Source organism: Microbacterium sp. NC79 (assembly GCF_019061125.1).
GTDB lineage: Bacteria > Actinomycetota > Actinomycetes > Actinomycetales > Microbacteriaceae > Microbacterium.
The window spans coordinates 1,394,413-1,418,203 of sequence record NZ_JAHQYI010000001.1; the positions used below are offsets into that span (position 1 = coordinate 1,394,413).

23 protein-coding genes and 1 tRNA gene are annotated in these 23,791 nt (G+C 61.4%); 11 read left to right on the forward strand and 13 right to left on the reverse strand.

Going from position 1 to position 23,791, the window contains the following annotated elements; translation table 11 throughout:
• The first annotated feature begins 2 nt into the window (after nucleotides 1-2).
• Both KTJ77_RS06255 and KTJ77_RS06260 read left to right on the forward strand, forming a co-directional pair.
• Nucleotides 3-2,006 carry a S9 family peptidase gene (locus KTJ77_RS06255; RefSeq protein ID WP_217337585.1) on the forward strand — a complete coding sequence of 668 codons (2,004 nt, stop codon included), beginning with the start codon at nucleotides 3-5 and terminating at the stop codon, nucleotides 2,004-2,006.
• A 118-nt stretch (nucleotides 2,007-2,124) separates the two neighbouring features.
• A complete protein-coding gene (locus KTJ77_RS06260) occupies nucleotides 2,125-4,479 on the forward strand; it encodes an excinuclease ABC subunit UvrA (RefSeq protein WP_217337586.1) in 2,355 nt (784 codons plus the stop codon).
• Nucleotides 4,480-4,566: 87 nt separating this feature from the next.
• Here the strand turns inward: KTJ77_RS06260 and KTJ77_RS06265 are convergent, their stop codons facing one another.
• Nucleotides 4,567-5,145, reverse strand: coding sequence for an HdeD family acid-resistance protein (locus KTJ77_RS06265; RefSeq protein WP_217337587.1), 579 nt, complete (start codon nucleotides 5,143-5,145; stop codon nucleotides 4,567-4,569).
• 148 nt (nucleotides 5,146-5,293) lie between these two features.
• Between KTJ77_RS06265 and KTJ77_RS06270 the strand changes: the two genes are divergently transcribed.
• From KTJ77_RS06270 to KTJ77_RS06295, 6 genes are all read left to right on the forward strand, one after another.
• Nucleotides 5,294-5,974 (forward strand): GNAT family N-acetyltransferase, encoded by a 681-nt coding sequence (locus KTJ77_RS06270; protein WP_217337588.1) that lies wholly within the window; start codon nucleotides 5,294-5,296, stop codon nucleotides 5,972-5,974.
• A gap of 224 nt (nucleotides 5,975-6,198) precedes the next feature.
• Nucleotides 6,199-6,636 carry a cupin domain-containing protein gene (locus KTJ77_RS06275; protein WP_217337589.1) on the forward strand — a complete coding sequence of 146 codons (438 nt, stop codon included), beginning with the start codon at nucleotides 6,199-6,201 and terminating at the stop codon, nucleotides 6,634-6,636.
• Nucleotides 6,637-6,743: 107 nt separating this feature from the next.
• Nucleotides 6,744-7,100 (forward strand): DsrE family protein, encoded by a 357-nt coding sequence (locus KTJ77_RS06280; protein WP_217337590.1) that lies wholly within the window; start codon nucleotides 6,744-6,746, stop codon nucleotides 7,098-7,100.
• 73 nt (nucleotides 7,101-7,173) lie between these two features.
• Nucleotides 7,174-7,749, forward strand: a complete 576-nt coding sequence (locus tag KTJ77_RS06285) for a TetR/AcrR family transcriptional regulator (protein ID WP_217337591.1) — start codon at nucleotides 7,174-7,176, stop codon at nucleotides 7,747-7,749.
• 33 nt (nucleotides 7,750-7,782) lie between these two features.
• Nucleotides 7,783-8,151, forward strand: a complete 369-nt coding sequence (locus KTJ77_RS06290) for a hypothetical protein (protein WP_217337592.1) — start codon at nucleotides 7,783-7,785, stop codon at nucleotides 8,149-8,151.
• A 67-nt stretch (nucleotides 8,152-8,218) separates the two neighbouring features.
• Nucleotides 8,219-8,704 carry a DUF2087 domain-containing protein gene (locus KTJ77_RS06295; RefSeq protein WP_217337593.1) on the forward strand — a complete coding sequence of 162 codons (486 nt, stop codon included), beginning with the start codon at nucleotides 8,219-8,221 and terminating at the stop codon, nucleotides 8,702-8,704.
• On the opposite strand, the gene KTJ77_RS06300 is transcribed toward KTJ77_RS06295, so the two are convergent.
• From KTJ77_RS06300 to polA, 6 genes are all read right to left on the reverse strand, one after another.
• Nucleotides 8,688-9,443 (reverse strand): SGNH/GDSL hydrolase family protein, encoded by a 756-nt coding sequence (locus KTJ77_RS06300; protein WP_217337594.1) that lies wholly within the window; start codon nucleotides 9,441-9,443, stop codon nucleotides 8,688-8,690. The two genes, KTJ77_RS06295 and KTJ77_RS06300, sit on opposite strands and share 17 nt — an antisense overlap.
• A gap of 3 nt (nucleotides 9,444-9,446) precedes the next feature.
• Nucleotides 9,447-10,055, reverse strand: a complete 609-nt coding sequence (locus KTJ77_RS06305; protein WP_217337595.1) for an isochorismatase family protein — start codon at nucleotides 10,053-10,055, stop codon at nucleotides 9,447-9,449.
• A gap of 32 nt (nucleotides 10,056-10,087) precedes the next feature.
• Nucleotides 10,088-11,419 carry an MFS transporter gene (locus KTJ77_RS06310; protein WP_217338368.1) on the reverse strand — a complete coding sequence of 444 codons (1,332 nt, stop codon included), beginning with the start codon at nucleotides 11,417-11,419 and terminating at the stop codon, nucleotides 10,088-10,090.
• A gap of 70 nt (nucleotides 11,420-11,489) precedes the next feature.
• The gene (locus KTJ77_RS06315) at nucleotides 11,490-12,521 is read right to left on the reverse strand and encodes an LLM class flavin-dependent oxidoreductase (RefSeq protein WP_217337596.1); all 1,032 of its coding nucleotides are present in this window, start codon (nucleotides 12,519-12,521) and stop codon (nucleotides 11,490-11,492) included.
• Between the two features lie 118 nt (nucleotides 12,522-12,639).
• On the reverse strand, nucleotides 12,640-14,310 hold the full coding sequence (locus tag KTJ77_RS06320; RefSeq protein WP_217337597.1) for a DUF885 domain-containing protein: 1,671 nt from the start codon (nucleotides 14,308-14,310) through the stop codon (nucleotides 12,640-12,642).
• A 149-nt stretch (nucleotides 14,311-14,459) separates the two neighbouring features.
• The gene (gene polA, locus KTJ77_RS06325; protein WP_217337598.1) at nucleotides 14,460-17,090 is read right to left on the reverse strand and encodes a DNA polymerase I; all 2,631 of its coding nucleotides are present in this window, start codon (nucleotides 17,088-17,090) and stop codon (nucleotides 14,460-14,462) included.
• Between the two features lie 52 nt (nucleotides 17,091-17,142).
• On the opposite strand from polA, the gene KTJ77_RS06330 reads away from it, so the two are divergent.
• The gene (locus KTJ77_RS06330) at nucleotides 17,143-17,574 is read left to right on the forward strand and encodes a hotdog fold thioesterase (RefSeq protein ID WP_217337599.1); all 432 of its coding nucleotides are present in this window, start codon (nucleotides 17,143-17,145) and stop codon (nucleotides 17,572-17,574) included.
• A gap of 110 nt (nucleotides 17,575-17,684) precedes the next feature.
• On the opposite strand, the gene KTJ77_RS06335 is transcribed toward KTJ77_RS06330, so the two are convergent.
• The 3 genes from KTJ77_RS06335 to KTJ77_RS06345 form a co-directional block, all read right to left on the reverse strand.
• Nucleotides 17,685-18,305: a response regulator gene (locus tag KTJ77_RS06335; RefSeq protein ID WP_217337600.1), complete on the reverse strand. Its 621-nt coding sequence runs from the start codon at nucleotides 18,303-18,305 to the stop codon at nucleotides 17,685-17,687.
• Between the two features lie 69 nt (nucleotides 18,306-18,374).
• Nucleotides 18,375-18,632: a Rho termination factor N-terminal domain-containing protein gene (locus tag KTJ77_RS06340; protein ID WP_217337601.1), complete on the reverse strand. Its 258-nt coding sequence runs from the start codon at nucleotides 18,630-18,632 to the stop codon at nucleotides 18,375-18,377.
• 11 nt (nucleotides 18,633-18,643) lie between these two features.
• Nucleotides 18,644-18,844: a hypothetical protein gene (locus KTJ77_RS06345; protein ID WP_217337602.1), complete on the reverse strand. Its 201-nt coding sequence runs from the start codon at nucleotides 18,842-18,844 to the stop codon at nucleotides 18,644-18,646.
• 188 nt (nucleotides 18,845-19,032) lie between these two features.
• On the opposite strand from KTJ77_RS06345, the gene KTJ77_RS06350 reads away from it, so the two are divergent.
• Nucleotides 19,033-20,112, forward strand: coding sequence for a YbdK family carboxylate-amine ligase (locus tag KTJ77_RS06350; RefSeq protein ID WP_217337603.1), 1,080 nt, complete (start codon nucleotides 19,033-19,035; stop codon nucleotides 20,110-20,112).
• Here the strand turns inward: KTJ77_RS06350 and KTJ77_RS06355 are convergent.
• Together KTJ77_RS06355 and KTJ77_RS06360 are read right to left on the reverse strand one after the other, a co-directional pair.
• Nucleotides 20,109-20,432 (reverse strand): hypothetical protein, encoded by a 324-nt coding sequence (locus KTJ77_RS06355; protein ID WP_217338369.1) that lies wholly within the window; start codon nucleotides 20,430-20,432, stop codon nucleotides 20,109-20,111. The two genes, KTJ77_RS06350 and KTJ77_RS06355, sit on opposite strands and share 4 nt — an antisense overlap.
• Complete coding sequence (locus tag KTJ77_RS06360) at nucleotides 20,432-20,743, reverse strand: ATP-dependent DNA ligase (RefSeq protein ID WP_217337604.1); 312 nt, start codon at nucleotides 20,741-20,743, stop codon at nucleotides 20,432-20,434. The genes KTJ77_RS06355 and KTJ77_RS06360 overlap by 1 nt, the downstream gene beginning before the upstream one ends.
• A gap of 431 nt (nucleotides 20,744-21,174) precedes the next feature.
• On the opposite strand from KTJ77_RS06360, the gene KTJ77_RS06365 reads away from it, so the two are divergent.
• Nucleotides 21,175-21,260: transfer RNA gene (locus tag KTJ77_RS06365), tRNA-Leu, on the forward strand.
• Nucleotides 21,261-21,536: 276 nt separating this feature from the next.
• Here the strand turns inward: KTJ77_RS06365 and KTJ77_RS06370 are convergent.
• Entirely contained in the window at nucleotides 21,537-22,796 is a 1,260-nt protein-coding gene (locus KTJ77_RS06370) for a hypothetical protein (RefSeq protein ID WP_217337605.1), read from the reverse strand.
• Nucleotides 22,797-23,791: the final 995 nt, after the last annotated feature.

Sequence of the window (23,791 nt, forward strand, 5' to 3'; positions counted from 1 at the left end):
AGATGAAGCCTCAGGACATTACTCAGCTCATTTCCGTCTCGCGTCCCACCATCGCACCCGATGGTTCCTTCGCGGTCTTCGCCACCTCCCGGCCTGACGAGGTCGCGAACCGTAGCGTCGGTCAGCTCTGGCGCACTGACTTCGTTGGTGCCCCGCGGCGTATTACTCGTGGCGTGGCGGATGCTGCTCCTGCGCTGTCGCCCGACGGCACCCAGATTGCGTTCCTCCGCGGTGTCGAGAAGAAGGGCGCCCAGCTGTTCGTGGTTGACGCGAACGGTGGTGAGGCGATTCAGGTCACCGACGTTCACGGCGGTGTGAGCGGATTCGAGTGGGCACCCGACGGTGCATCCTTCGTGTTTGCTGCTCGGGTTGCGGAGAACGGCCGGTACGGAACCGTTGACGGGCTCGGCGAGGCTGCGGAGGCTCCGCGGAAGGTCACCGGGTTCCGCTGGCACGCCAACGGCCTCGGATACACCGTTGACCGTCCCAGCCACCTGTTCGTGGTTCCGGCCCCCGATCTTTCGGCCGAGCCGTTCTATGCTCCCGCTCCGGCGGTCATCGCTGATGGTGCGGAGAAGCCGAAGCCGCAGGTTATCCCGGCGGAACCGCGTCAGATCACGACGGGCGAAGGTAAGACGTACGCGGGTATTGCCTTCACTCCCGATGGCAGCGAGGTGCTGACCACGGTCGCCGATGTGCAGCCGACGACGATCGACTTGACCACCACGGTTGTTGCCGTGACCGTGGCTGACGGCGCTGAGCGCGTTGTGGTTGCGCCCGAGGCGCTGCTTTCCGTTGGCGACATCGCTGTGGCGGAAGACGGAACCATTGCACTGCTGGCGTATTCGGTAGGGGAGTCCCGCACCGACTTCGTGGCGCCCGGAATGGGCCTGTGGGTTCTCGACGGCGCGACTCCGCGCGCGCTGACGGATACCGCCACAATCGACCTCGGTGAGGTTGGCAGCCACATTGTTGTTGTCGGCGACGACTTCCTCGTCCTTAACCGCACGCGCGGTCGTGTGCACGCTCTTCGCGTGACTCGCGCGGGCGATGTCTCCACCGTGATCGATGGCGACGTCGAGCTCGGTGGTCTTGCTGCTGCCGATACGGCTGCCGGCCTGCGCATCGTGGCGACTGCGACGTCGCCCGACTCGTTCGGCGAACTGCTCGTCTCGGACGCTGAGGGAACACGTACCGCGACGAATTTCGGTGCGGGGCTCCGCGCCAGCGGTATCGTCACGCCGAAGGAACTGACGATCACCGGCCGCGACGGTTACCCGATTCACGGCTGGCTCGCCGCCCCCGAGGGTGACGGCCAGCACCCGGTGATTCTGATGATCCACGGCGGTCCGTACGCGAGCTACGGTGTGCACGTGTTTGATGAGGTACAGACGCTTGTCGACGCTGGCTACGCCGTTGCTTTCTGCAACCCGCGTGGTTCCGCCGGCTACGGCACCGCACACGGGCGTTCGATTCGCCAGGCCATGGGTACCGTCGACTTCAACGACGTCATTGACTTCCTTGAGGGCGCGGTTGCAAGCGATGCGCGCCTTGACGGCGAGCGTGTCGGTGTGATGGGCGGTTCATACGGCGGCTACCTCACCGCATGGGTGACCACGCAGGATCACCGTTTTGCGGGAGCCATTGTGGAGCGCGGATTCCTCGAGCCCGAGTCGTTCGTCGGAACCAGTGACATCGGATCGTTCTTTGGCATCGAGTACGTGGGTGGTACCGCTGAGCAGATCGCTGCGCAGAGCCCCTACGCGCACGTCGACAACGTGAAGACCCCCACGCTGGTCATTCACTCCGAGCTGGACTTCCGTTGCCCGCTTGAGCAGGCGACACGGTATTACTCGAAGCTGAAGCACAACGGTGTTGAAGCCGAAATGCTGATCTTCCCTGGTGAAAACCACGAGCTCACCCGCTCCGGCCAGCCGCGCCACCGTCTGGAGCGGTTCGCTGCCGTTCTGGAATGGTGGGACCGCGTGCTTCCGGTTACGAAGTAGCAAAGCAGAGGTGGGTGGCGTGGGCTTCGGCTGACGCCACCCACCTTTTTCGTGGCCGCAGGTGCCGTGTCGGTGCATACTTATAGGCTGAACAGCCCACAAAGCCTCTGGAGCCCGCATGTCGCACCCCGCTGACAACCACGATTACATTCGCGTGCAGGGTGCACGCGAAAACAACCTGAAGAACGTTTCAGTCGCCATTCCGAAGCGCCGGCTGACCGTCTTCACGGGGGTTTCCGGTTCCGGTAAATCGTCCCTCGTGTTCGGAACCATCGCAGCCGAGTCCCAGCGCATGATTAACGAGACGTACAGTTCGTTCGTGCAGGGCTTCATGCCGTCGATGTCTCGTCCAGATGTCGACGTTCTCGAGGGGCTCACGACGGCGATCATCGTCGACCAGGAGCGCATGGGCGCGAACTCCCGTTCCACGGTGGGCACGGCAACCGACGCGAATGCGATGTTGCGCATCTTGTTTTCGCGCATGGGTGTGCCGAGTGCCGGGGGACCACAGGCGTACTCGTTTAACGTGCCGAGCGTTTCCGGTGCGGGTGCCGTCACGATCACGAAGGGCGGCGAGACGGTGAAGGAGCGCCGCAGCTTCTCCCAGGTTGGCGGTATGTGTCCTCGCTGCGAGGGAATGGGGTCAGTCACTGATCTCGATCTCACCCAACTCTACGACGAGTCCAAGTCGTTGCTGGAGGGGGCAATCACCATTCCTGGCTACACCGCAGACGGCTGGGCCACCCGCATTTACGCGGCGTCTGGGTTTGTTGACCCGAACAAACCGATCAAGGACTACACCGAGCAAGAGCTCCAGGACTTCCTGTACAAAGAGCCCACCAAGGTCAAGATTGAAAGCATCAATATGACCTACCAGGGCCTCGTCAACAACATTCAGAAGTCGATGCTGACGAAAGACCGCGAGGCGATGCAGCCGCACATTCGCGCCTTTGTTGAGCGCGCGGTGACCTACACCGCGTGCCCGGAGTGCGACGGCACGCGGTTGGCTGCGCACGCGCGTGATTCCAAAATCGGTGACGTCAGTATCGCGGATGCCTGTCGCATGCAGATTTCCGACTTGGCGGTGTGGTTGCGTTCCATTGATGAGCCCTCCATCGCACCTCTGGTTCGTGCCCTCCAGGAGTCACTCGACTCATTTGTCGAGATTGGCCTCGGCTACCTGTCGTTGGAGCGTCCGAGCGGAACCTTGTCTGGGGGAGAGGCACAGCGCACGAAGATGATTCGTCACCTGGGTTCGTCGCTCACTGACGTTACATACGTGTTCGATGAGCCAACGATCGGCCTCCATCCGCATGACATTCAGAACATGAATGGGCTGCTGCAACGACTGCGTGACAAGGGCAATACCGTGCTGGTTGTGGAGCATAAGCCGGAGGCAATCGCCATCGCGGACCACGTCGTTGACCTGGGGCCACGCGCTGGCGTCGAAGGCGGCGAGATTTGCTACCAGGGCGATTTGGCGGGTCTTCGAGCGAGCGACACACTCACCGGCAAGCACCTCGATGACCGAGCACATCTCAAAACCACTGTGCGCACACCGAGCGGGACCTTTGCCGTGCGCGGCGCGAACACGCACAACCTGAAAAACGTTGACGTCGATATCCCGCTCGGCGTGCTGACGGTTGTCACGGGCGTCGCAGGGTCAGGCAAGAGCTCGCTTATCCACGGTGCGTTGCCCGCGCATGGCGATGTCATTGTGGTCGATCAGGGGGCGATCCGAGGCTCACGCCGGAGTAACCCGGCGACCTACACGGGTCTGCTCGATCCGATTCGAAAGGCATTTGCCAAGGCGAATGATGTGAAACCCGCGCTGTTCAGCGCGAATTCCGAGGGTGCATGCCCGACCTGCAATGGTTCCGGCGTCATCTACTCCGACCTGGGCGTCGTCGCCGGTGTGTCTGCCGTCTGTGAGACCTGCGAAGGCAAGCGCTTTGCCGCAGGCGTGTTGGAACTGATGTACGCAGGCAAGAACATCAGTGATGTGTTGTCGATGTCGGTACGGGAAGCCGTCGAGTTCTTCTCGGCAGGGGAGGGGAAGCTCGCTCCGGCCGCGACAATTCTGAAACGTCTGAGCGATGTGGGCTTGGGCTATTTGACAATTGGGCAGCCGCTCACAACGCTGTCAGGCGGCGAACGTCAGCGGCTAAAGCTCGCGACGCACATGGCTGACAAGGGCGGCGTCTACGTTCTTGATGAGCCGACGACCGGACTACACCTCGCCGACGTCCAGCAGTTGCTGGGGTTGATGGATCGGCTCGTTGACGCGGGCAAGTCGGTGATCGTGATCGAGCACCACCAAGCGGTGATGGCTCACGCCGACTGGATCATTGACATGGGTCCAGGGGCCGGCCATGACGGTGGGCGCGTCGTTTTTGAGGGCACACCGCGTGAGCTTGTGGAGTCTGGGTCGACGGTTACGGGGGAGCACCTCGCGCGTTACGTGGGCGCATAACGAAGGGCGTTTCGCCTCACACAGTCGCGCCCACTCGCATGGCGAGCGGCGGCGCCGTGAGGCGAAACGCCCGGAGACTCTCCGTCGTTAGTCTTTGCCGATAGTGAAGGCGCGAACGACCTGCACGATACCGATGACGAACAGCGAGATGCCGAACCACATCCACAGCACGGCGCCAGCGAACAGCGGCGACAGCAGCAGACCAATGCCGGCAAGGATGCTCACGATCGCGAAGAAGATTGCCCAGCCCTTGCTGGGTGCAAGCTTCAGCGTCGTGAGGGCTGCGACGCCCTCAAAGATCCACGACACACCGATAAAGATCACGACGATCGCGGCAAATGTTTGAGCGGCGATCGCCGGGTTCATGAATGCGATGATGCCGGTGGCGATGAAGACGAGACCCGCGAGTGCGTGGCCTACGCGGCCACCGACCGACATGCCTTTGGCGACGATGGCAAGGATGAGATAAAAAACACCACCGACGAGAGCGTAGGCAGCAAGGATCATTGTGAACGTGATGGCCGACTTCGTCGGCCACAGGAAGATCAGGGCGCCAATGATGATTGCAAGCGCTCCACCGAGTCCGAGAAGCCATTTCAGGCTCTTCAGCAGCGGGGAGTCGGCTGCGGGGGCGCCGACGGTTGCGTTGTCGACAGATTCAGACATTTTTGCCTCCTGAGCAAGGGTGATCACCTTAAAGTAGCGCTTTAAGGTATTTCCTGCCGGTAGCAACCGCGCTTGAGCGCAATATTTCGTCAATTCTTGATGATGCTGTGCGGTCACGAGAGCGAAACCGGCGCAAAAGGGGACCCTCATGAGCGCCGTGGGGGAGTCGTGCCAGGATGGAACGGTGAGCGTGATCGCCGTATTTCCGCCGCTGGGCCTTCGAATCGAGGCAGGGCCGCTGGTGTTGCGCCCGGTCAGCGACGACGTCATCCCACAACTGGCAGAACTTGCACTCAGTGGAATTCATGATTCCAATTCCATGCCGTTTGCTTATCCATGGACCGACGCTGCGCGAGAGGTATTGCCAACCGAGTTTGCGCAGTATCACTGGAGCAATCGTGCGCGTTGGTCGCAGGCGGCGTGGAGCCTCGATTTCGCTGTCGAGCACGAAGGTGAGCTGGTGGGCACCCAGGGCATCGCCACGCGTGATTATGTCAGTACTCGCACCGGCGAGACCGGTTCATGGCTGGCTCTCCAACATCAGGGGCGCGGTATCGGAACGCAGATGCGGCAGGCGCTGTGTGCATTCATGTTTGATTACGCCGGCGCAAGCGAAGTGACGTCTGCGGCTTTTACCGACAATGCGAAGTCGCTTGCCGTCAGTCGCAAGGTGGGTTATCGACCTGACGGAGATGTTCGTGTGCAGCGGCGTCACGAATTGGCGATCAGTCGCCGGCTCGTGCTGACGCCTGAAGCCTTTGTGCGGGGTGACGCGATCACCGTGACCGGCGCCGAGGCGTTCCGCGCGTTTATCGGGCTTGATTCCTAACCTCAGCTCCGCCTCCCCGCGCAATCATAGCTTATCCGATAATGCACATTATGTCAGATCGAGAATTGCGCGCACGGATGGGCACTCCTCCGCGATACGCAATCGAGTGGGAGGAAATTGACGCGGCAGAAGGAAGCCTGCGCGATATTTGCCTTCCCTCGCGACACATTCCTCCTGCCAGGCGTCGGTTGTGTCGAGGTGAGCAGCGCAGATAGCCTGCTCGCATGCACTCCAAGACGGACTATGAGGTCATCAATATCGGCGCGCTCGATGAGTGGCGCCAGCACTACGGCGGATTCGTTCCGGCACGCGCGCGGGATGGCCGCCGCGTCGTTGACCATGAACTCGACGCCCAGTACATCGGCATGACGGCGAACGCCCTCCAGCCCGGTGAAGATGCTGGCTACTGGCATACGCACTCGGCGCTCGAAGAGCTCTACGTGTTCCTTGCCGGGTCCGGGCAGTTCGCTGTCGACGACGATGTCATCGATGTTCGTGCCGGAACCGTTGTGCGCGTTGGGCAGAATGTCTGGCGCAATTGGCGTGCGAATCCCGACAGCGATGGCGAACTTCGCTGGCTCTGTATTCGAGCCGGAGGCCAGCACCGCGAGCGTATTCCGAACGACGCTACCCGCGACAGCGAACGCCCCACCCCCTGGTAGCCGCGGGCAACTGCCCGCCACTCCCTTGGTTCCGCGTCCCATCGGCGCAGGTTGCTCCGATGCCGAATGCGATCCCCTTTTCGAGAGGGAAGGAGGACAATGGAACCATGAGCACACAGCCGCGTTCCGCCGTCTTTCAAGCAGCAGGAGATTCTGAAGAGCTCACCCTGATCGCTCTTAAGAAGGCCGCCAACCTGCTGCGCGAGCACCCCGCAACCGTCATCGAAATCGTGGTGTCTGGTTCCGCTGTCCACGGTCTCATCGAGGGGCACGCGACAGCCGTCGCCGCAGAAATTCTCTTGGGTGATCACCCCTCTGTCACCGTCGTTGCTTGCCGCAACGCTCTTCATGCGCACGACATCGATGAGTCATCGCTCGCCGATTCGTTCGCCGTGGTTCCGGCCGCCGCTGCTCGCATTGTCGAACGACAGTGGGAAGGCTGGGCACTGCTCGTCATCAACTGACGCGAAACGCCCGTGTTTTCTCCTAAGGCCACAGCCTCCCGCATTCGTGCGTACGCTTCGGGATAATGGACGCATGCCGAAAATCTCTGCGTCCACCGTTGCTGAGCACCGGCATGCCCAGCACTCGGCGCTCCTGGCGGCCGCCGAACAGATTCTGCTCGATCACGGTGTCGATGGCGTCACGGCAGGCAAGGTCACGTCGGCCGCCGGTCTCGGGCGATCCACGTTCTACGACTACTTTCCCTCGCGCGACGACATTCTCGTCGCCCTGGCACGTGTCGCGTTCGAACAATGGAACGCGGAGTTGCGCGTGGCAACCGACGCAGCAACCGCCGGACCCGATCGCCTCCGGGTGTACATCGAGAAGACGATCGAGATGACGAACGATGGGCGCCACCATCTCGCAACCGCGCTTCGAGATGTCACCCTCTCCCCCAAAGGCCGTGATGACATCGTCGCTCTGCACGATGCGCTCGCAAAACCCATCACCGAGCTGGTGGCCAGCTTCCCGTTCGAGACCACGCCCCTCTCCCCCATGTTCGTGCGCGGCGCTATCGCTTCGGGCATGGCTCTCGTCAATCACGGCGTTCCTGCCAGCGAAGTCGCGCAGCAACTGACAACTTTCATCCTTAACGGACTCAAGAACTAGTCCATTCCGACACACTGTCGCTAAAATGGAACCATGGAGATCCTTAAGAACGTCATCCTTGCGTTCCACATCATTGGTATCGCAAGCCTTCTGGGCGGCATGCTCGTCCAGATGAAGAGCATGAAGACGGGTGAAACCAAGATCGTTCCCGCCATCATGCACGGCGCATGGACGATGCTAATCACCGGTCTCGCACTCGTCGGCATGGCATACGCGCTGGGCAACGGCGAGTTTGTTAACAACGCGAAGATTGGCGCGAAGACGGTCGTCTTGCTTGCCATCTTCGTCATCGCCTTCATGAACAAGAAGAAGCCGACCCTTGCCGGTTGGGTACTTCCGTCGCTCATGGTGCTGACACTCGTCAACATCTTCATGGCGACGGTCTGGAAGGCTTATAACTAAGCTCTCACCTGTTGATGGCCCACGGCGTATTTCGCCGTGGGCCATCACACATTTGTAGGGTGGGCTTATGGCTGATCTTGTTCGACCTCTCCTCGCCGCACTCATCAACGATGACCTGCGACAGGTGCTAGCCGAAACGCTCATCGCTGACGCGGAACCGCTCACGGCTGCACGGCGTGCGCGAGCCACGGAGAAGCTCATTGCCACCGGGATTCTGTCTGACGCCGAGGGCGGGCTGACGTTTGACCCCGCGCAGGTGCGCACAGCCCTGCAGTCGTTGGCGACGCCACGACGAGAGGGCGTCGAACGGTTCTTGACGCCAGCGGGAAAAGTCGACCGCTACCCCTCAGATCATGCCGCCCGTGTCGAACTCCTCCGCCACCTCGCGCATGGCGTGCTGCAGCCGTCTGATCGACTCACCGAACCAGTGCTGACGGAACGCTTACGGGCATTGGCTGATGATCCGGTGCTCCTGCGTCGCCATCTGGTGGACTACGGGGTTGTGCAACGCACGCCGGGTGGCGAGGAGTACTGGCTTACGGCTGGACAGTAACCCAGTCGCCATACTTCGGCTGGCGCCCATCCCCCGAACTCGTTTTCGTGACCCGCCGCTTCACCCACGGAACCAGGTGCTCGCGGAAGTAGACGCCGTTGGGAAGCGGCGCTGTGGCAGCGTCCAGCGGGAGAGACCACCAGCCGTCCGGAACCTGTTGACCAAGCGCTTTCAGCATGCGTGCGGCAACCCGGTGATGACCGCGCGTGTTCATGTGTAGGCGGTCGGGAGCCCAATATGTGGGGCCGGCGAGTTCACGGTCGGGCCAGTTCAGGGCGCGGATGATGTCGGGCCGGTAGGTCAACCGGCCGATCACCGCATCAGACAGCTCATTGCCGCGTCGGCTGATCAACCCGGGCATCGGGAGGCCTGTCGAGGGGAAAGCGCCAGACAGGATGATGAGTTGCACGCCCTCCTCGTCACACCGACGAATAACGCGCGAGTAGGCGTCGGCGATGTGCTCAGGATCGGTACTGGGGCGCAACATGTCGTTGCCGCCGCCATTGAACGAGAGATGCGTGGGTTTCAGAGCCAATGCGGGCTCCAGCTGTTGCTCCACGACAGGCCAGGCAAGCTTGCCGCGAATCGCGAGGTTGGCGTACTGCACGGGTTCGCCCAGTGAGGCCGCCCAGCCCTGCGCAGTGAGATCCGCCCAGCCCCGCGGCGTACCGTCTTCGCGCTCGTCACCCACGCCCTCGGTAAACGAGTCTCCGATCGCGACGTAACGAACCTCAGCCATGATCTAAATTCTATGAGATTCCGATGGTTCCGCGGCGCTCTCCGGCGTCTCACGCGCGTCGAACGTGACGTCAGACGCGGAGATGACTCGAGAAGTGCGACCCGGGGCGTGCTGGCCTGCCCAATACGCATTGGTGTGCGCAATCACGCCGGCAGGGTCGGGTACCTCAGGAAGCCATTCGCGGAGGTCTTCGGTCGTGTGTGCATCGCCGACGAGAGTCATGTCATAGCCGCGTACGATACCGCCGTGCAATGTCGACCGCACGCAGAAGTCAGTTTGACCACCAACAACGACAATCTCCGATGTCTTCGCCTGCGCCAAAACATCTTCGAGGTTGGTGTCTTCGAAGGAGTCCCGCCAGACTTTCTCGACGATCGCTTCACCCGCGGCCGGCTCGAGTTCGTCGACAATGCGCCAGCCGTCGGATCCGTACGTAAGCCCTTCGTCTGAGTGCTGCACCCATATGACGGGCGCTCCTACGCGTCTCGCGCGTTCCACGAGGCCGACGATGCGTTGAACGACGCCGTCACGATCGTGCGCGGAAGCGAATACGTCGCGCTGCACGTCAATGACAAGCAGTGCGGCACCATTTCGATCAGCAAGTGTGCTCATGCACGCATTTTTCCACGAGGTTCCGACATTCACTAGCGTTCGTCGAGCGCGGCACCCGAGCGGTCAACCAGCCCCCACGTCGCGACCGCCGCTATGGCGAATGCGATGGCGAAGATCACGAAGAGGGTTGGGGCACCCGCGTTGGCGAGGATCACCGGAACCAGAATCGGCGCAATAATCGACGCGATTCGGCCGACACCTGCGGCCCACCCTGAGCCGGTCGCGCGCATTGACGTGGGGTACATTTCCGGGCTCACGGCGTACAGCGCACCCCATGCGCCCAGGTTGAAGAAGCTCAGCGCCATGCCGGTGGCGATGATCATTGGCACCGTTGTCGCTGTGCCAAAGAGCATGGCGGAGACAGCGGAACCAACAAGAAAGACAGAGAGGGTGGTGCGGCGACCCCATACCTCAATGAGCCAGGCTGCGACCGCGTAGCCGGGAAGCTGTGCGAGGGTAATGATCAGGGTGAAGCCAAACGACCGCACGAGGTCAAAGCCGGCCGCGACAAGGATCGACGGAATCCAAATGAACGCGCCGTAATACGCGAAGTTCACGCAGAACCACACCACCCACAGGGCCGTCGTGCGTACACGGAACTCAGGCGAAAATAGCGCGGCCAAGCGCTCACGAAGTGACGAAGCCACCGCGACGACTGCCGTCGGTTCCGCTGCCTCGGTCGGAGACTCGACGCCTGCCGATGCCTCGAAGTCGCGCACAATTCGCTCCGCCTCTGCGGTACGGCCCTTGCGTTCCAACCAGCGTGGGGACTCTGGCAACCCCCACCGCACGATCAGTGCGTAAATTGCCGGGACGGCACCAATCGCGAATGCCCAACGCCATCCCTCAGGGACGTTGGGGATAACGAAGTAACCGATGAGCGCCGATGCAGTCCAACCGACCGCCCAGAACGCCTCAAGCCAGACGATGATGCGGCCACGGTTGCGTGCTGGCGCAAACTCACTGACGTATGTCGACGCAACCGGAAGCTCGGCGCCAAGTCCAAGCCCGACGAAGAAGCGGAGCACCAAAAGCGCCGCCACTCCCCCAACGAGGGCGCTCGCTCCGGTCGCAATACCGTAAACCAGCAGCGTGAGAGCGAAGATCGAGCGCCGGCCGAACCTGTCGGCAAGCAAGCCTCCGAGCGTTGCGCCCAGAGCCATGCCGACGAATCCGAGCGAGGCGATCCAGCCCTTTTCCGCCGGAGTGACATTCCACACGGCGGGCAATGCCGCGAGGATGAAGCTGATCAGCCCAACATCCATCGCGTCCAGCGCCCACCCGAGCCCCGACCCAGTCAGAATCTTGCCGTGTTTACGGGTAAACGGAAGTCGGTCTAGTCGAGCGCTACGGCCCAGCGGCATTGCCTGAGTGTCGGTCACGATGTCAGCTTAAAGCATTATTGCCCAACTTGAGAACAAAGCGACGTAACTGTTACTCCCCCAGGATCTCGCGTACCCGCGGAATGACTTGCGTGCCATACAACTCAATCGACGACATCAGCTTCTCGTGCGACGTGGTTCCGTTTGCAAACTTGAAGTCGAAGCGATCGATCTCGAGCGCGTTGACGGTCGCGGCAATCTTTTGCGCGACCCGCTCGACCGAGCCAACGTACTGTGCGCCGTCTGGACCCACCTCGTGCTGGAACTGCGCGCGCGTGTACGGCGCCCAGCCACGCTCGGCGCCAATACGGTCACTGAGCTCCTTCACACCCTCGTACGCCTCGTTCCACGCTTCTTCGTCTGTGGCGGCAATGTAGCCCGGCGAATGCACCGCGATCGGGCGACGGTCAAACCCGAAGGTCTGCACCGACTTGTGAAACAGATCGACAAAGGGGCGGAACCGGTGGGCGCCGCCGCCGATGATGGCGAGCGCCAGTCCGTGGCCGTATCGGGCCGTGCGCACGACCGACTCCGGGCTTCCGCCGACGCCGACCCAGACCGGCATCTTGGCTTCGGTTTTTGGGAAGAGCTCAACATTGTTCAGCGGGGCACGCGTGTGACCACTCCACGTAATGCCCGGATTGTCGTTCAGGATCGTGGTGAGCAGTTCGAGCTTCTCTTCAAAGAGCGCTTCGTAGTCGTTCAGCGAGAAGCCGAAGAGTGGGAAGGACTCGATGAAGCTGCCGCGGCCGACGACAATCTCGGCACGGCCGCTGGACAGGGCATCGAGCGTCGCGAAACGCTCGTACACGCGCACGGGGTCGTCAGAGGAGAGCACGTTGACGGCGGTGCCGAGTTTGATGTTCTTAGTCGCCGTGGCAATACCCGCCAACACCATTTCGGGTGCTGACACCGCGAACTCGTTGCGGTGGTGCTCCCCCACGCCGAAGAAGTCGATGCCGAGTTCGTCGGCAAGGGTTGCTTGTTCGACGATGTTGCGGATCGTTTGCGCTTCGGAAATAAGCTCGCCATTGGCGTCGCGTGTGACGTCACCGAATGTGTCGAGACCAAACTGCAGTGGCATGAGTTCTCCTTACTCTGCTGGGGATAACCTGCCACCAGCAAGATTCATTCCCCTGAATGCAAGCGGAACCAAAAGCGGTGGCCGGGAGGCTACTCCCGACCACCGCCTAACGAAGCTGTTAGCCCAGAAGTGCCTTCTTCAGGGTGTCGAGGCCGACACCACCGAGGTCAAGCGCACGCTTGTGGAACTCCTTGATCGAGAAGTTCTCGCCCTGCTTGGCGGCATACGCGTCACGCACGTTTTCCCAAATACGTTGGCCGACCTTATAGCTGGGCGCCTGTCCCGGCCAGCCGAGGTAACGGTTGACTTCAAACTGTACGAACTGGTCGCTCATGTTGACGTTCTTGCGCATGAAGTTGAGGGCGTAATCCGCGTCCCAAATGCCGTCGCCATCGAGGCGCGGCTTGCCGAGGTGCACACCGATGTCGAGCACGACGCGGGCAGCGCGCATGCGCTGGCCATCGAGCATGCCGAGACGGTCAGCCGGGTCGGAGAGGTATCCGAGGTCTTCCATCAGCCGCTCGGCGTACAGTGCCCACCCCTCAGCGTGGCCCGAGGTTCCGGCAAGCACACGGCGCCACGAGTTCAGCTCGGCACGGTTGTACGTTGCCTGCGCGATCTGCAGGTGGTGACCGGGAACGCCCTCGTGGTAGACCGTCGTCAGCTCACGCCAGGTGTCGAACGTGTCGACGCCCTCAGGCACCGACCACCACATGCGACCCGGGCGGGAGAAGTCATCCGTCGGACCGGTGTAGTAGATGCCACCCTCCTTCGTGGGGGCGATCATGCACTCCAGCTTGCGGATGGGCTCGGCAATGTCGAAGTGGGTGGCAGCGAGGTCAGCGATGGCCTTGTCGCTGGTGGCCTGCATCCATTCCTGCAGCGCCTTGGTGCCGTGCAGCTTGCGCGACTCGTCCTTCTCGAGGAAAGCGACGGCCTCCTCAACGGATGCCCCCGCCTTGATCTCGTTGGCAATGGAGGTCTGCTCGGTGACCATGCGGCGCAACTCGTCGATGCCCCACTCGTACGTCTCATCGAGGTCGATCGTCGCACCAAGGAAGCTGCGCGAGTGCAGCGCATACAGGTCGCGGCCCACAGCGTCAACGTCGGACGCTGCCGGCGCAAGCTCGTCGGCAAGGAACGCAGCCAGCTTGCCGTACGCAGCGCGGGCCGAGTCTGCATTGTTTGCCAGCTCGCGCGCGAGCGTCGTCGGCAGCGAACCGTCTACGGGCTTTGCCTCGCCGGCAAACTCAACGAAGTAGCCGTTGTCTGCGGCGTACCGCTCGACCTGCGTGATGACTTCGGCGACCTGGCGGCGTGCCGGAACGGAGCCCTGTGCAATACCTTCACGGAGCGTTTCGATGTAGCCGTCGATGGCGCCACCGAGGTTGCTCAGACGTGTCGAGATGACGGACCAATCATCCGTCGTCTGCATCGGCATGAGGTCCAGCACATTGCGGATCTCCTGCGCGGGCGACGCGATGACGTTGAGGTCGCGGAGCGCCCACTTCGCGTCGTTGAGCTCTAGGTCGAGCTCAAGCGTTGCGGACAGGTCGGTCTTGGTAACCTCGTCGATGGCGTCAACGGGTGTCGCGGCGTTGAGCTTGGCGAGCGTTGAGCGCGTCTCAGCAATGAGTGCCTCGTGTCCGGCCGGGCTGTAGTCACCGTAGCGGTCGTTGTATTCGGTGCGTCCGAGGTAGGTACCCAGCGTCGGGATCTGTTCTGCGAGCGTGTCGACCCACGCGTCGGCGATCTGGTCGATCTCCGTGGGAGTGCGTTGTTCAGTCATGATGCTGAGCCTATCGAGAAAGCGGAACCATCGGAGGGCAAAAGTAGTCGCCTGCTGAGCGCTTAACGCGGAGTACCCGGGTCGAAACGAACCGCATGGCGACGGCGCGTTTCGACCCGGGTACTCGTTCAGCGAGTGCGGGGTGCGTGTTAGTGGCCGGCGGCGTCCCAGTTCGGGCCGCGGCCGACCTGCACGTCGAGCGGAACCGACAGGCTGGCGGCATCTCCCATACGCTCACGGACGATCTTCTCGGTGGCATCCCATTCGCCCGGTGCGACTTCAACGACCAGTTCGTCGTGGATCTGCAGCAGGACGCGCGAACGCAGCTCGGCAGCGCGCAGGTCTTGGTGAATGTGGAACAGCGCGATCTTCATGATGTCGGCCGCACTGCCCTGGATGGGCGAGTTGAGCGCCGCACGCTCAGCGTTTTCACGCAGCACGCGGTTCGGGCTCGACAGGTCGGGGAACGGCCGGCGGCGACCAAAGATCGTCTCGGTAAAACCGTCGATCTTGGCCTGCTGCACGGAAGCGCGCAGGTAGTCGCGCACCGCACCAAACCGATTGAAGTACTCGACCATCAGGTGCTTGGCTTCCGACTGTTCGATACGCAACTGCTTCGACAGACCGAACGCCGAGAGTCCGTACACCAGACCGTACGACATCGCCTTGACCTTGGTGCGCATCGCCGGGGTGACATCGCTCGGGGCAACACCGAACACACGGGAGCCAACGAAGCGGTGCAGGTCTTCGCCCGAGTTGAACGCTTCGATGAGGCCGGGGTCTTCTGAGAGGTGTGCCATGATGCGCATTTCAATCTGCGAATAGTCGGCAGTCAGCAGCGTTTCATAACCTTCGCCCACTTCGAACGCCTGCCGGATGCGGCGTGATTCTGCCGTGCGCACCGGAATGTTCTGCAGGTTCGGGTCGGTGCTCGAGAGGCGCCCGGTCTGGCTACCGGTCTGCACGTACGTCGTGTGCACGCGGTTGTCTGGCTTAATCGCGCTGTCGAGCGACTCGATGATCTGGCGCAGCTTCGTGGCCTCACGGTGCTGTCCGAGCAGGTCGAGGAACGGGTGTGGGCTGGACTCCTGCAGGTCGGCAAGCGCCGCGGCGTCGGTAGAGTATCCCGTCTTTGTCTTGCGTGTCTTCGGCAGCGAAAGTTCTTCGAAAAGTACCTCCTGAAGCTGCTTGGGCGAGCCCAAGTTCACTTCGCGGCCGATGGTTCCGTATGCCTCCTGTGCGATGCCTTCCGCACGCTGCGCAAGCTCAGCACTAAACCCGCTGAGGAGCTCGTGCGACACCGCGACACCAGCAAGCTCCATGTCGGCCAGCGCCGACAGCGTCGGCAGTTCGATGTCGACGAGCACGCTGAGGATGTTCTCCGGCATGTCGGCGCGAACGGCGTCGGCGACGCGCAGCGTGAACCAGCTCAGCTGGCCGGGGGTTGCGCCTTCAGTTTCAGGAACGAGCTGCGTCGGATCGGCTTCGGGGAGCTTTTCGCCGAGATAGCGGTCAACAAGATCGCCGAGCGTCTTGTCTGGGTAGCTCGGGCGAATCAGCCATCCTGCCAGGTTCGTGTCAAACGACAGCCCGGCGAGGTCGGCTCCGGAACGCCGAATCGCCTTGAGCTGCGCCTTGGCGTCGTGCAGAACCTTGTCGTCGTTGCCAGCGAGCCACGAGAGCACGGCGGTATCGGTGGTCCAGTCAAACTCAATCGCCTCGGAAAGCGTCGCCACACCTACCCGCTGCGGCGCGCCCCCGTCAACAGTGATCGTGACGCCGACCGGTGCTGCGTTGTTCTTGGTGAGCCAATCGGCAGCGCCAGCAGCGTCCACCTGACGCGCCTCAGGAACCGGCATCGATGGTTCCGGTGCGCTCTCTTCGGCGACGGCGCCGGTTGCTTCGAAGACACGCGGCAGGAGCGTGCGGAATTCGAGCCGGGCGAACATGTCGCGCACGGCCTGAGCGTCGATGGGCTGCACCGCGAGATCAGCAGGCTTCACGTCAAGCTCGACGTCGGTGAGTAGACGGTTGAGTTTGCGGTTGCGACGCACATCGTCCATGTGCTCGCGGAGGTTGTTACCGACGACACCCTTGATTTCGTCGGCGCGCTCCAAAATGGCGTCGAGGGTGCCGAACTGGTTGAGCCACTTGACGGCGGTCTTCTCCCCCACCTTCGGAACGCCCGGCAGGTTATCGCTCGTCTCGCCGACGAGCGCGGCAATATCGGGGTACTGGTGTGGGGGCACGCCGTAGCGTTCCATGACGGTGTCCGGGTCGTAGCGCTTGAGCTGAGAGACGCCCTGAACAGACGGGTAGAGCAGCGTGACCTGGTCGTTCACCATCTGAATTGAGTCGCGGTCGCCCGAGCAAACGAGCACGTTGTACCCCTCAGCAGCGCCCTGCGTCGCAAGCGTTGCCAGAATATCGTCGGCCTCGAAGTCTTCCTTCGTCAGCACCGTGATGTTCATTGCGCGGAGGGTCTCCTGCAGCAGCGGAATCTGGCCAGAGAACTCTGGCGGCGTTTCGTTGCGCGTGCCCTTGTACTCCGGGTACTCCCGAGTACGGAACGACTGACGGGAAACGTCAAAAGCGACGGCAATGTGCGTCGGCTTCTCCGCCTTAATCAGGTTGACGAGCATCGACAAGAAGCCGTAAATCGCGTTGGTGTGTTGGTTGTCTTTGGTCGTGAAGTTCTCGACCGGGAGCGCGTAAAACGCGCGGAAAGCCAAGGAATGGCCATCGACAACAAGAAGGGTAGGCTTTTCGGAGTCCGTCACCCCTCCAGCCTAACGAGGGATACCGACGAGCGCAGGAGGAACCTCAATGCCGATGAACAACCAACATCTCGCCGAGCTGTACGACAATCCCCTCGAATGGGTGCAGTCGCGCGGAATGGGGGCGCTGGCCGAGCGCATGGGAATCGAAATGACCGCGTTCGATAAGGATCACGCCGTGGCCACGATGCCAGCGGAAGGCAATACGCAACCCGTCGGCCTCATTCACGGGGGCGCATATGTCGTGCTCGGCGAGTCGCTGGGTTCGATGCACGCGAACCTCCTCGCCGGCCCCGGCAAGCTTGCCGTCGGCGTCGACATCAACGCCACCCACACACGCTCCGTGCGCAGCGGATCCGTCACCGGCACCTGCACACCCATTCATGTGGGGCGAAGCCTCGCTGTTCACGAGATCGTCGTCACGGATGACGAGGGCCGTCGGTGTTCAACGATCCGCATCACGAACGCCATCATCGACCAGCGATAGTCGCCCGCGCGCCGCAGGCACCGGTTCCGGAACCAGAACAGCGGAACCAGCAGGCGGTAGATACACGAATGGCCACCCCACGAGGTGGCCATTCGTTTGCGTACGGGGTACTAGTCCTTCTTCGGGGACAGCTGGTCGATGATGGCCTTGGCGACATCTTGCATCGTCAGGCGGCGATCCATCGAGGCCTTCTGAATCCAGCGGAATGCCTCGGGCTCGCTGAGCCCCATCTTTTCGTTGAGCAGGCCCTTGGCGCGGTCAACGAGCTTGCGGGTCTCGAAACGCTCGACCATGTCGGCGACCTCGGCCTCAAGGGTAATGATCTGCTCGTAGCGGGCGAGGGCAATTTCGATTGCGGGCAACAGGTCGTTCGGCGTGAAGGGCTTGACAACGTATGCCAGGGCGCCGGCCTCGCTGGCGCGCTCGACGAGCTCCTTCTGGCTGAACGCGGTCAGCAGAACGACGGGTGCAATGTGGTTCTTGCTCAGCTTCTCGGCTGCGGTGATGCCATCCATCTGCGGCATTTTGACATCCATGATCACCAGATCAGGGCGCAACTCGGTCGCGAGCTGAACGGCCGTCTCACCGTCGCCTGCCTCACCGACAACGTCGAAACCGTTGTCTCGGAGAATCTCGACAATGTCGAGGCGAATAAGCGACTCGTCTTCGGCGACGACCACGCGACGGGGTGCGGGCGCTGAGGTGGCTTCGGTTTGTTCCTGATCGGTCACTGCTCAATCCTATGGCACAGGCCTGGTTCAAATGGTGTTTCCCACACAGCAAACGTGGATTAACCCCACCTAATGCCGACGTAACCGTGCGATGAGCTCCTGCTTTCGCAATCTCGAGTAGCCAGCAAGCCCCAGCTCCTTCGCTCGTTTCTTCAGCTCTGGTACGGTCCACTCTTCATATGGTTCCGCTTCTCCCCCGCGTTTTCCCACCGCCGCGCGTCCATCGCGGGCGCTCGCGTTCGCGATGCGGGCAGCCTTCTCTTTCGATGCGCCCTCGCGGCGGAGCGCCTCGTACACGTCTTCATCCTTGATTTGGGGGTTCGGCATCGTGTTCCCTTTCAATCGACCGGTTCGCGCTGGGTTTCGATGAACTGGCGGTCATCATCGCTGAGCGTCTCACCATCCCGCACGACGTAACCGGTGAGGGTTCGAATCTCCTCCACCACGGTCGCAGGCAAGACGTCATTTGGTGCCTCCCAGATGGCGTGCTTGGCCTCGATGCTCAGCTGCGGCCACCAGGTGTGAATGTCTGGCAACATCGTTCTCCCTTCCACACCACCAGCGTGTCAATCAGGCGGAACAATGGGCACCCCCTTGACAACCACCGCAGGGTCTGGGGACTACCTACCCAGCACAGACCCGTCGCTCGTGTCAACCCGTTAGACCGAACGCGCGGCGTCGGGTCATAGTACAGCGACATCATTGTGCTCGAGAAGGGTTCACACAAATGGCGCGATCTTTTGGGATCGAGGAAGAGTTCATGTTCGCGGACGCTGAGTCGTTGACTCCCGTGAACGTCGCGCACGATGCCATCGAGGACTTACGATCGCGCAATTTGCCCGGTACGGTCACCGCCGAGTTTCTGGACTGCCAAATTGAGTTTGCCTCGGGTGTGTGCCACGGCGCCGCACAGGCGCTCGATGAGCTCACCGCATTTCGCACCGCCGCTCAGGCGTGGGCGGAACATCGAGGTCTCACTGTGGTTCCGTCCGGCACGCCTTTCGTAGCCGGGCGCTCCCGCATCGAACCTACGAGCGCTCGATACCATCTCATCGCGCAAAATGTCGGACGATTGGCGGGCGAACATCTTCTCAACGGCATGCACGTGCACGTGGGCATCGATGATCCCGCCGACCGCGTGCGAGCTCTCGGCGTCGTCCGGCCGTGGCTCCCCGCACTCCTGGCGATATCCGCAAACTCCCCGTTTTGGAAGGGTGCAGACACTAGCTTTCATAGTTGGCGATCGATCCAGGCCCGCAGATGGACAACGAACGGCATCCCTCCTGCCTACGAAGACCAGGCCGATCATGATCGGCTGCGTGAAAGGTTGATCGGTGTGGGTGCCACGCAGCACTACAGCACCGCAAGCTGGAGCGTGCGCGTTTCGGAAAACCTTCCCACGATCGAGTTGCGCATCAGCGACGCGCAACTCACCGCCGCCCGCGCGGTGTCGATCGCACTCGTCATCCGCGGGCTCGTTGATGTCGGCCTCCGCACCCTTCCTGAGGGGTCACCTGAACGTCACCATATCCTCGACGCAGAGCTGTGGCACGCCGCTAGACACGGCATGAGTGAGGGGCTGTATAATCCCATGACCCGCACGCATACCCCGAGCAGTGACGTGCTTTCTCACCTCGTAGCGATGCTGCATGACAGCGAAGAGGCAACGCCCGCATTCGTCGACACGGAACTCGACACGATGGCTGCCGGAAGCGATGGCGCGACCATTCAACGCGCAGCGCTCGCCCGTAGTCTCGGACACCTTACCGCCCTCTACTGCGGTTCCATGCGTGGGGACGAGGATTAGTCTTTGCCGTTGTCCACGGCCTCGAAGTGCTCAGCAACCAGCATGATGCCGCCGGTGGAATGTGCAGAGCGCGCCAGCTCATCAAGCCAGGCCGGGCTGAGTTCTGCGGGTTCGGGTGAATCGAAAATGAACCGTAACGGAATAGCGGGATGCAGCCAAATGGTGCTGCGACCGCCGTCAGTATCCTCCGGGTGAATCCAAGAAACGGTGAAGCTCTCACCGCGGCGCAATTTCGTCGTGATGACGACCTTCAAATGCGCGAGTGCGCGATCTTCAATCTCGATGGGGCTATCGGGGTGACCATAGTACAAAGCGCCCATCACACAACCGAGCCTTCTGCTGGTTCCGGAACCATATGTAGGCCGTGCGCGGAGTGCGCCGTTTCGGAGAGTGCATCGAGCCAAGCGGGGTTGAGCTGCGGCCGGCGGCTACCATAAAACTTGAACACCAGTGAGGCAGAGCTGTTGATCCAGACGCTCGTGCGGCCGTCCCCGACGCTCGCGTCATCGCGCCAGCTGAAAAAGAAGGGCTCATTGCGACGCAACTTCGCTCCGATGACAACCTGAAGGTGTGCCAGCGCGCGATCTTCGACATCAATCTTGACATTAGTGTCGTAGATGAATTTTCCCAACGTGCTCCTTAGCGACGCGCCAATCGTGCGAGTCCACCAAATGGTAACCCAGGTACAGCCAACCAGCCCCGCGTGGAGATAGCAAGCCTTAGCCTTCCGCTGTCAACTATGCAACCCCCTGTTCCTGGACGGACAGGGGCGTAATCTAGCGGCGAAGCGATGGAAAGGTAGATCATGGTCCCCGACCCTAACCTCGAGCCCGAGCCCGTAACACCGACCACCGACGGTGCCGCAGCCAGCCAACCACGCATGTGGCGAGAGGTATCACTGGACTCCGGAGAAATATCAGTCGTGCCCCCGAATCCCGTTGGCATTGACGAGCCGAAGGACGTTTCTGACTAAAGAGACCCCTGCTCCACGACGCGCCCGGCCGCTCCTCACGTCGCGCTGAGGCTCAAAACTGCGATAGTGTCGAGTTGTTTCACGCACTTGCCGGTGTGGCGGAATGGCAGACGCGGAGCACTCAAAATGCTTTGTCCGAAAGGGCGTGTGGGTTCGAATCCCACCACCGGCACCATTCAAACGAATCGAAACCCCCTCAAACGGACATTTTGAGGGGGTTTCACTTCGTTTCAGGGCGGCCCGCGTGGGGATGAACCGGGGATGAAGCCACTTTCGGCTCGATTGGAGGCCGAAGCGCGGCGCTATGCCACGCAAAAACACCAAAGAAGCGGTGCCGAAAGTACGTTGAGATACCTTGGCGCGGCGACCTCGACAAAGTTTCGGCTCGAGGCATGCCAGTTGAATGGGAGATTGATCTCTCCGCTCACACTGCGGATGAGGGAAAGCAGGATCAAGCCTTGCTCGTCTTGCCGAGAGTCTCGATGGCCATCAGTAGCAGCTTTACGAGTTCGGCATTCGAGGCAGATTCGCTAACGTTCTCTGCCTTTTGGTCTGCCCCCCAGGCACGACCGAATGCCATCTTCACGAATGCGAGCTTCGCTTCGTCAGAACCAGCAACATCCTGAAGGAATGGCGTCAGGGCGCGAAGTTCAAGCTCTTGCCTCTTGAACGAAGTTGCCCGAGCGAGCGCCTGTCCACCAAATCGGAAAGCCACCGCGGCTATACCGCCGACCGCCGCAGTCAGCCCCAGCTTCAACACAACCTGGGGCCATTCGAGTGCGCCACGCGCATCTCCAAATGCGAATAGGGCGACCCAAACTCCAGCCGCACCCGCGAGTATCCCGGTGAGGTAACCGACGTATCCGGAGATGCGATCCCAGCGAGCGGACCTCTTGTATTGGTCGCCAAGTATGTCTCCTGAAGCAAGGTTAGACATATCCACGACGCTCGTGCGGAGCTGCGTTACTTTCTCAAGCGCCCTCACAGCAGTCTCATCCGCCTCAATAATGGCATCTAGATGCGGTTTCGCGAGGTCAGTGAAAGACTCTTCCTGCTGTTCGAGCCACTTTAGGAAGCGTTCTTGGCGGTCGGCCTGAGCTTTAAGGAAGGCGTCACTCGTCTCTGTCAAGGAAGTGGCTAGCCGCGTTTCATCGTCGCTGATCCGCTTCGCGAGCTTCTCAGCTTCCGCTTTGGCAGTTTCAAGCTGCGCGGAAAGCTCAGCCCCGCGGCGGACATGCTCAGCGACTTCGTTCAAGTGGTCAGCTCGGAGTTCCGACAGTTGCTCGATGAGCAGGCGACGAGCGGCATCAACCTGTTCGGTGTAAGCTCCAGCGGCGCGTGTCGCAGCACCCTTCTTAGCGCCCGCTTCATCGGGCTTGGGGAACTGTATTAATGCCGCCCGTACGGCATCGGCCGTCGCAGTCTTCACGGTTTCAAGGTGCGATAAGTAGCTCGCGGGTGCCTGGACGTATTGCGCCACGCCTTGATGGAGCTGACTCCATGCGTTGTTCAGCGCATCCATTGAGGATGGGCTCAGAAGTGCGAGCTGATCTATCTCCCGTTGAGCCTCGGACACAGCGAGCAGTTGACGAACCTCATGCAATCCAGCAGACACTTCAGCATCGCCAAGGGCATCAAGCGCTGTGATTTGCTCCGCGGCGCCCTTCATGGTGCGCCATAAGGCATGATTCTCGAACGCGCTCTTCTCCATGGTGACCCCTCTCTTCCCTCAGGCTACTGGTAGCTCGGCGTTGTCCTTCGCAGCCAACACGCCGAAATTCGTTGCGCCGAATCCGATGTGGTCGCCGCAGACAACGTGCGCAGAGTATGCGGAACGGCACCAGTGACGGCGCGGTGCCTACGCGTGTTCTCGAGTCGTCTTTGCCCGGTGGCGAGAGCGTTATCCGCCGTGAATTACTTTCGAAGACCTCGTGATCGCGGAGCTCGACTTTCGCAGTTCATGTTGGCTAACACCGACATGGGGTTGGAAGTAGGGACGGGTCGAGCATCTCCTTGATGGTGGCCCCTGGAAGATCCCCAAGTGCCATCGCACTGTCACGCTCTGAGCGCTCAGTGTGGCGGCGTGAAGTTGGCAAGCGCCGATGCCGCATCGTAGCGACTGTCTACTTGCGCGAAGTCCCGCTTCTCTCCAATTGGCGTTGCGGGACTCGTTACTCCGGCTCGCCTACTCCACTTAGAAACTTGCCAAACACTTCACCCGAGCCCACCATGCTCGGAAGGGCCCGCCAAGCAATTATCGACCGCCTCGTCAACATTGGAAGCCCACTCTGAAATGCACTCATCGCAACTAGCGCTGGTCGTGATTTCATGAGCGTCGGCATTGCGCATCGCGCGCCATTTGTTGGGTTGCACGGTCTTCGAATCTAATGGCGAGGCGTTTCTCGATGGCAGACGGCGTGCAAATGAGCAACCGGCGATTGAGTACCTCATCAGCAGTCTCCCGCTTCGGGAGCATTGTGGTGGTGGGGCCGATTAAACCTGGAACAGCGGAGTGCGGGGTAGTGCACGCGTAAGCGAGCATCATTCCGAGCGCCAGCCTGGCACCGGGTCGCGCGCGGACTAAACATGACCACCATTGGTGAAGACATGCCCCCGCTGGACCTGGATCAGAAAACTTCGCGCTTCTTCGAATAGGGTTTGCCTCAGCCTAGGTAGATTCGGCCTAAGAGTCCTGCGGCTCAAGAT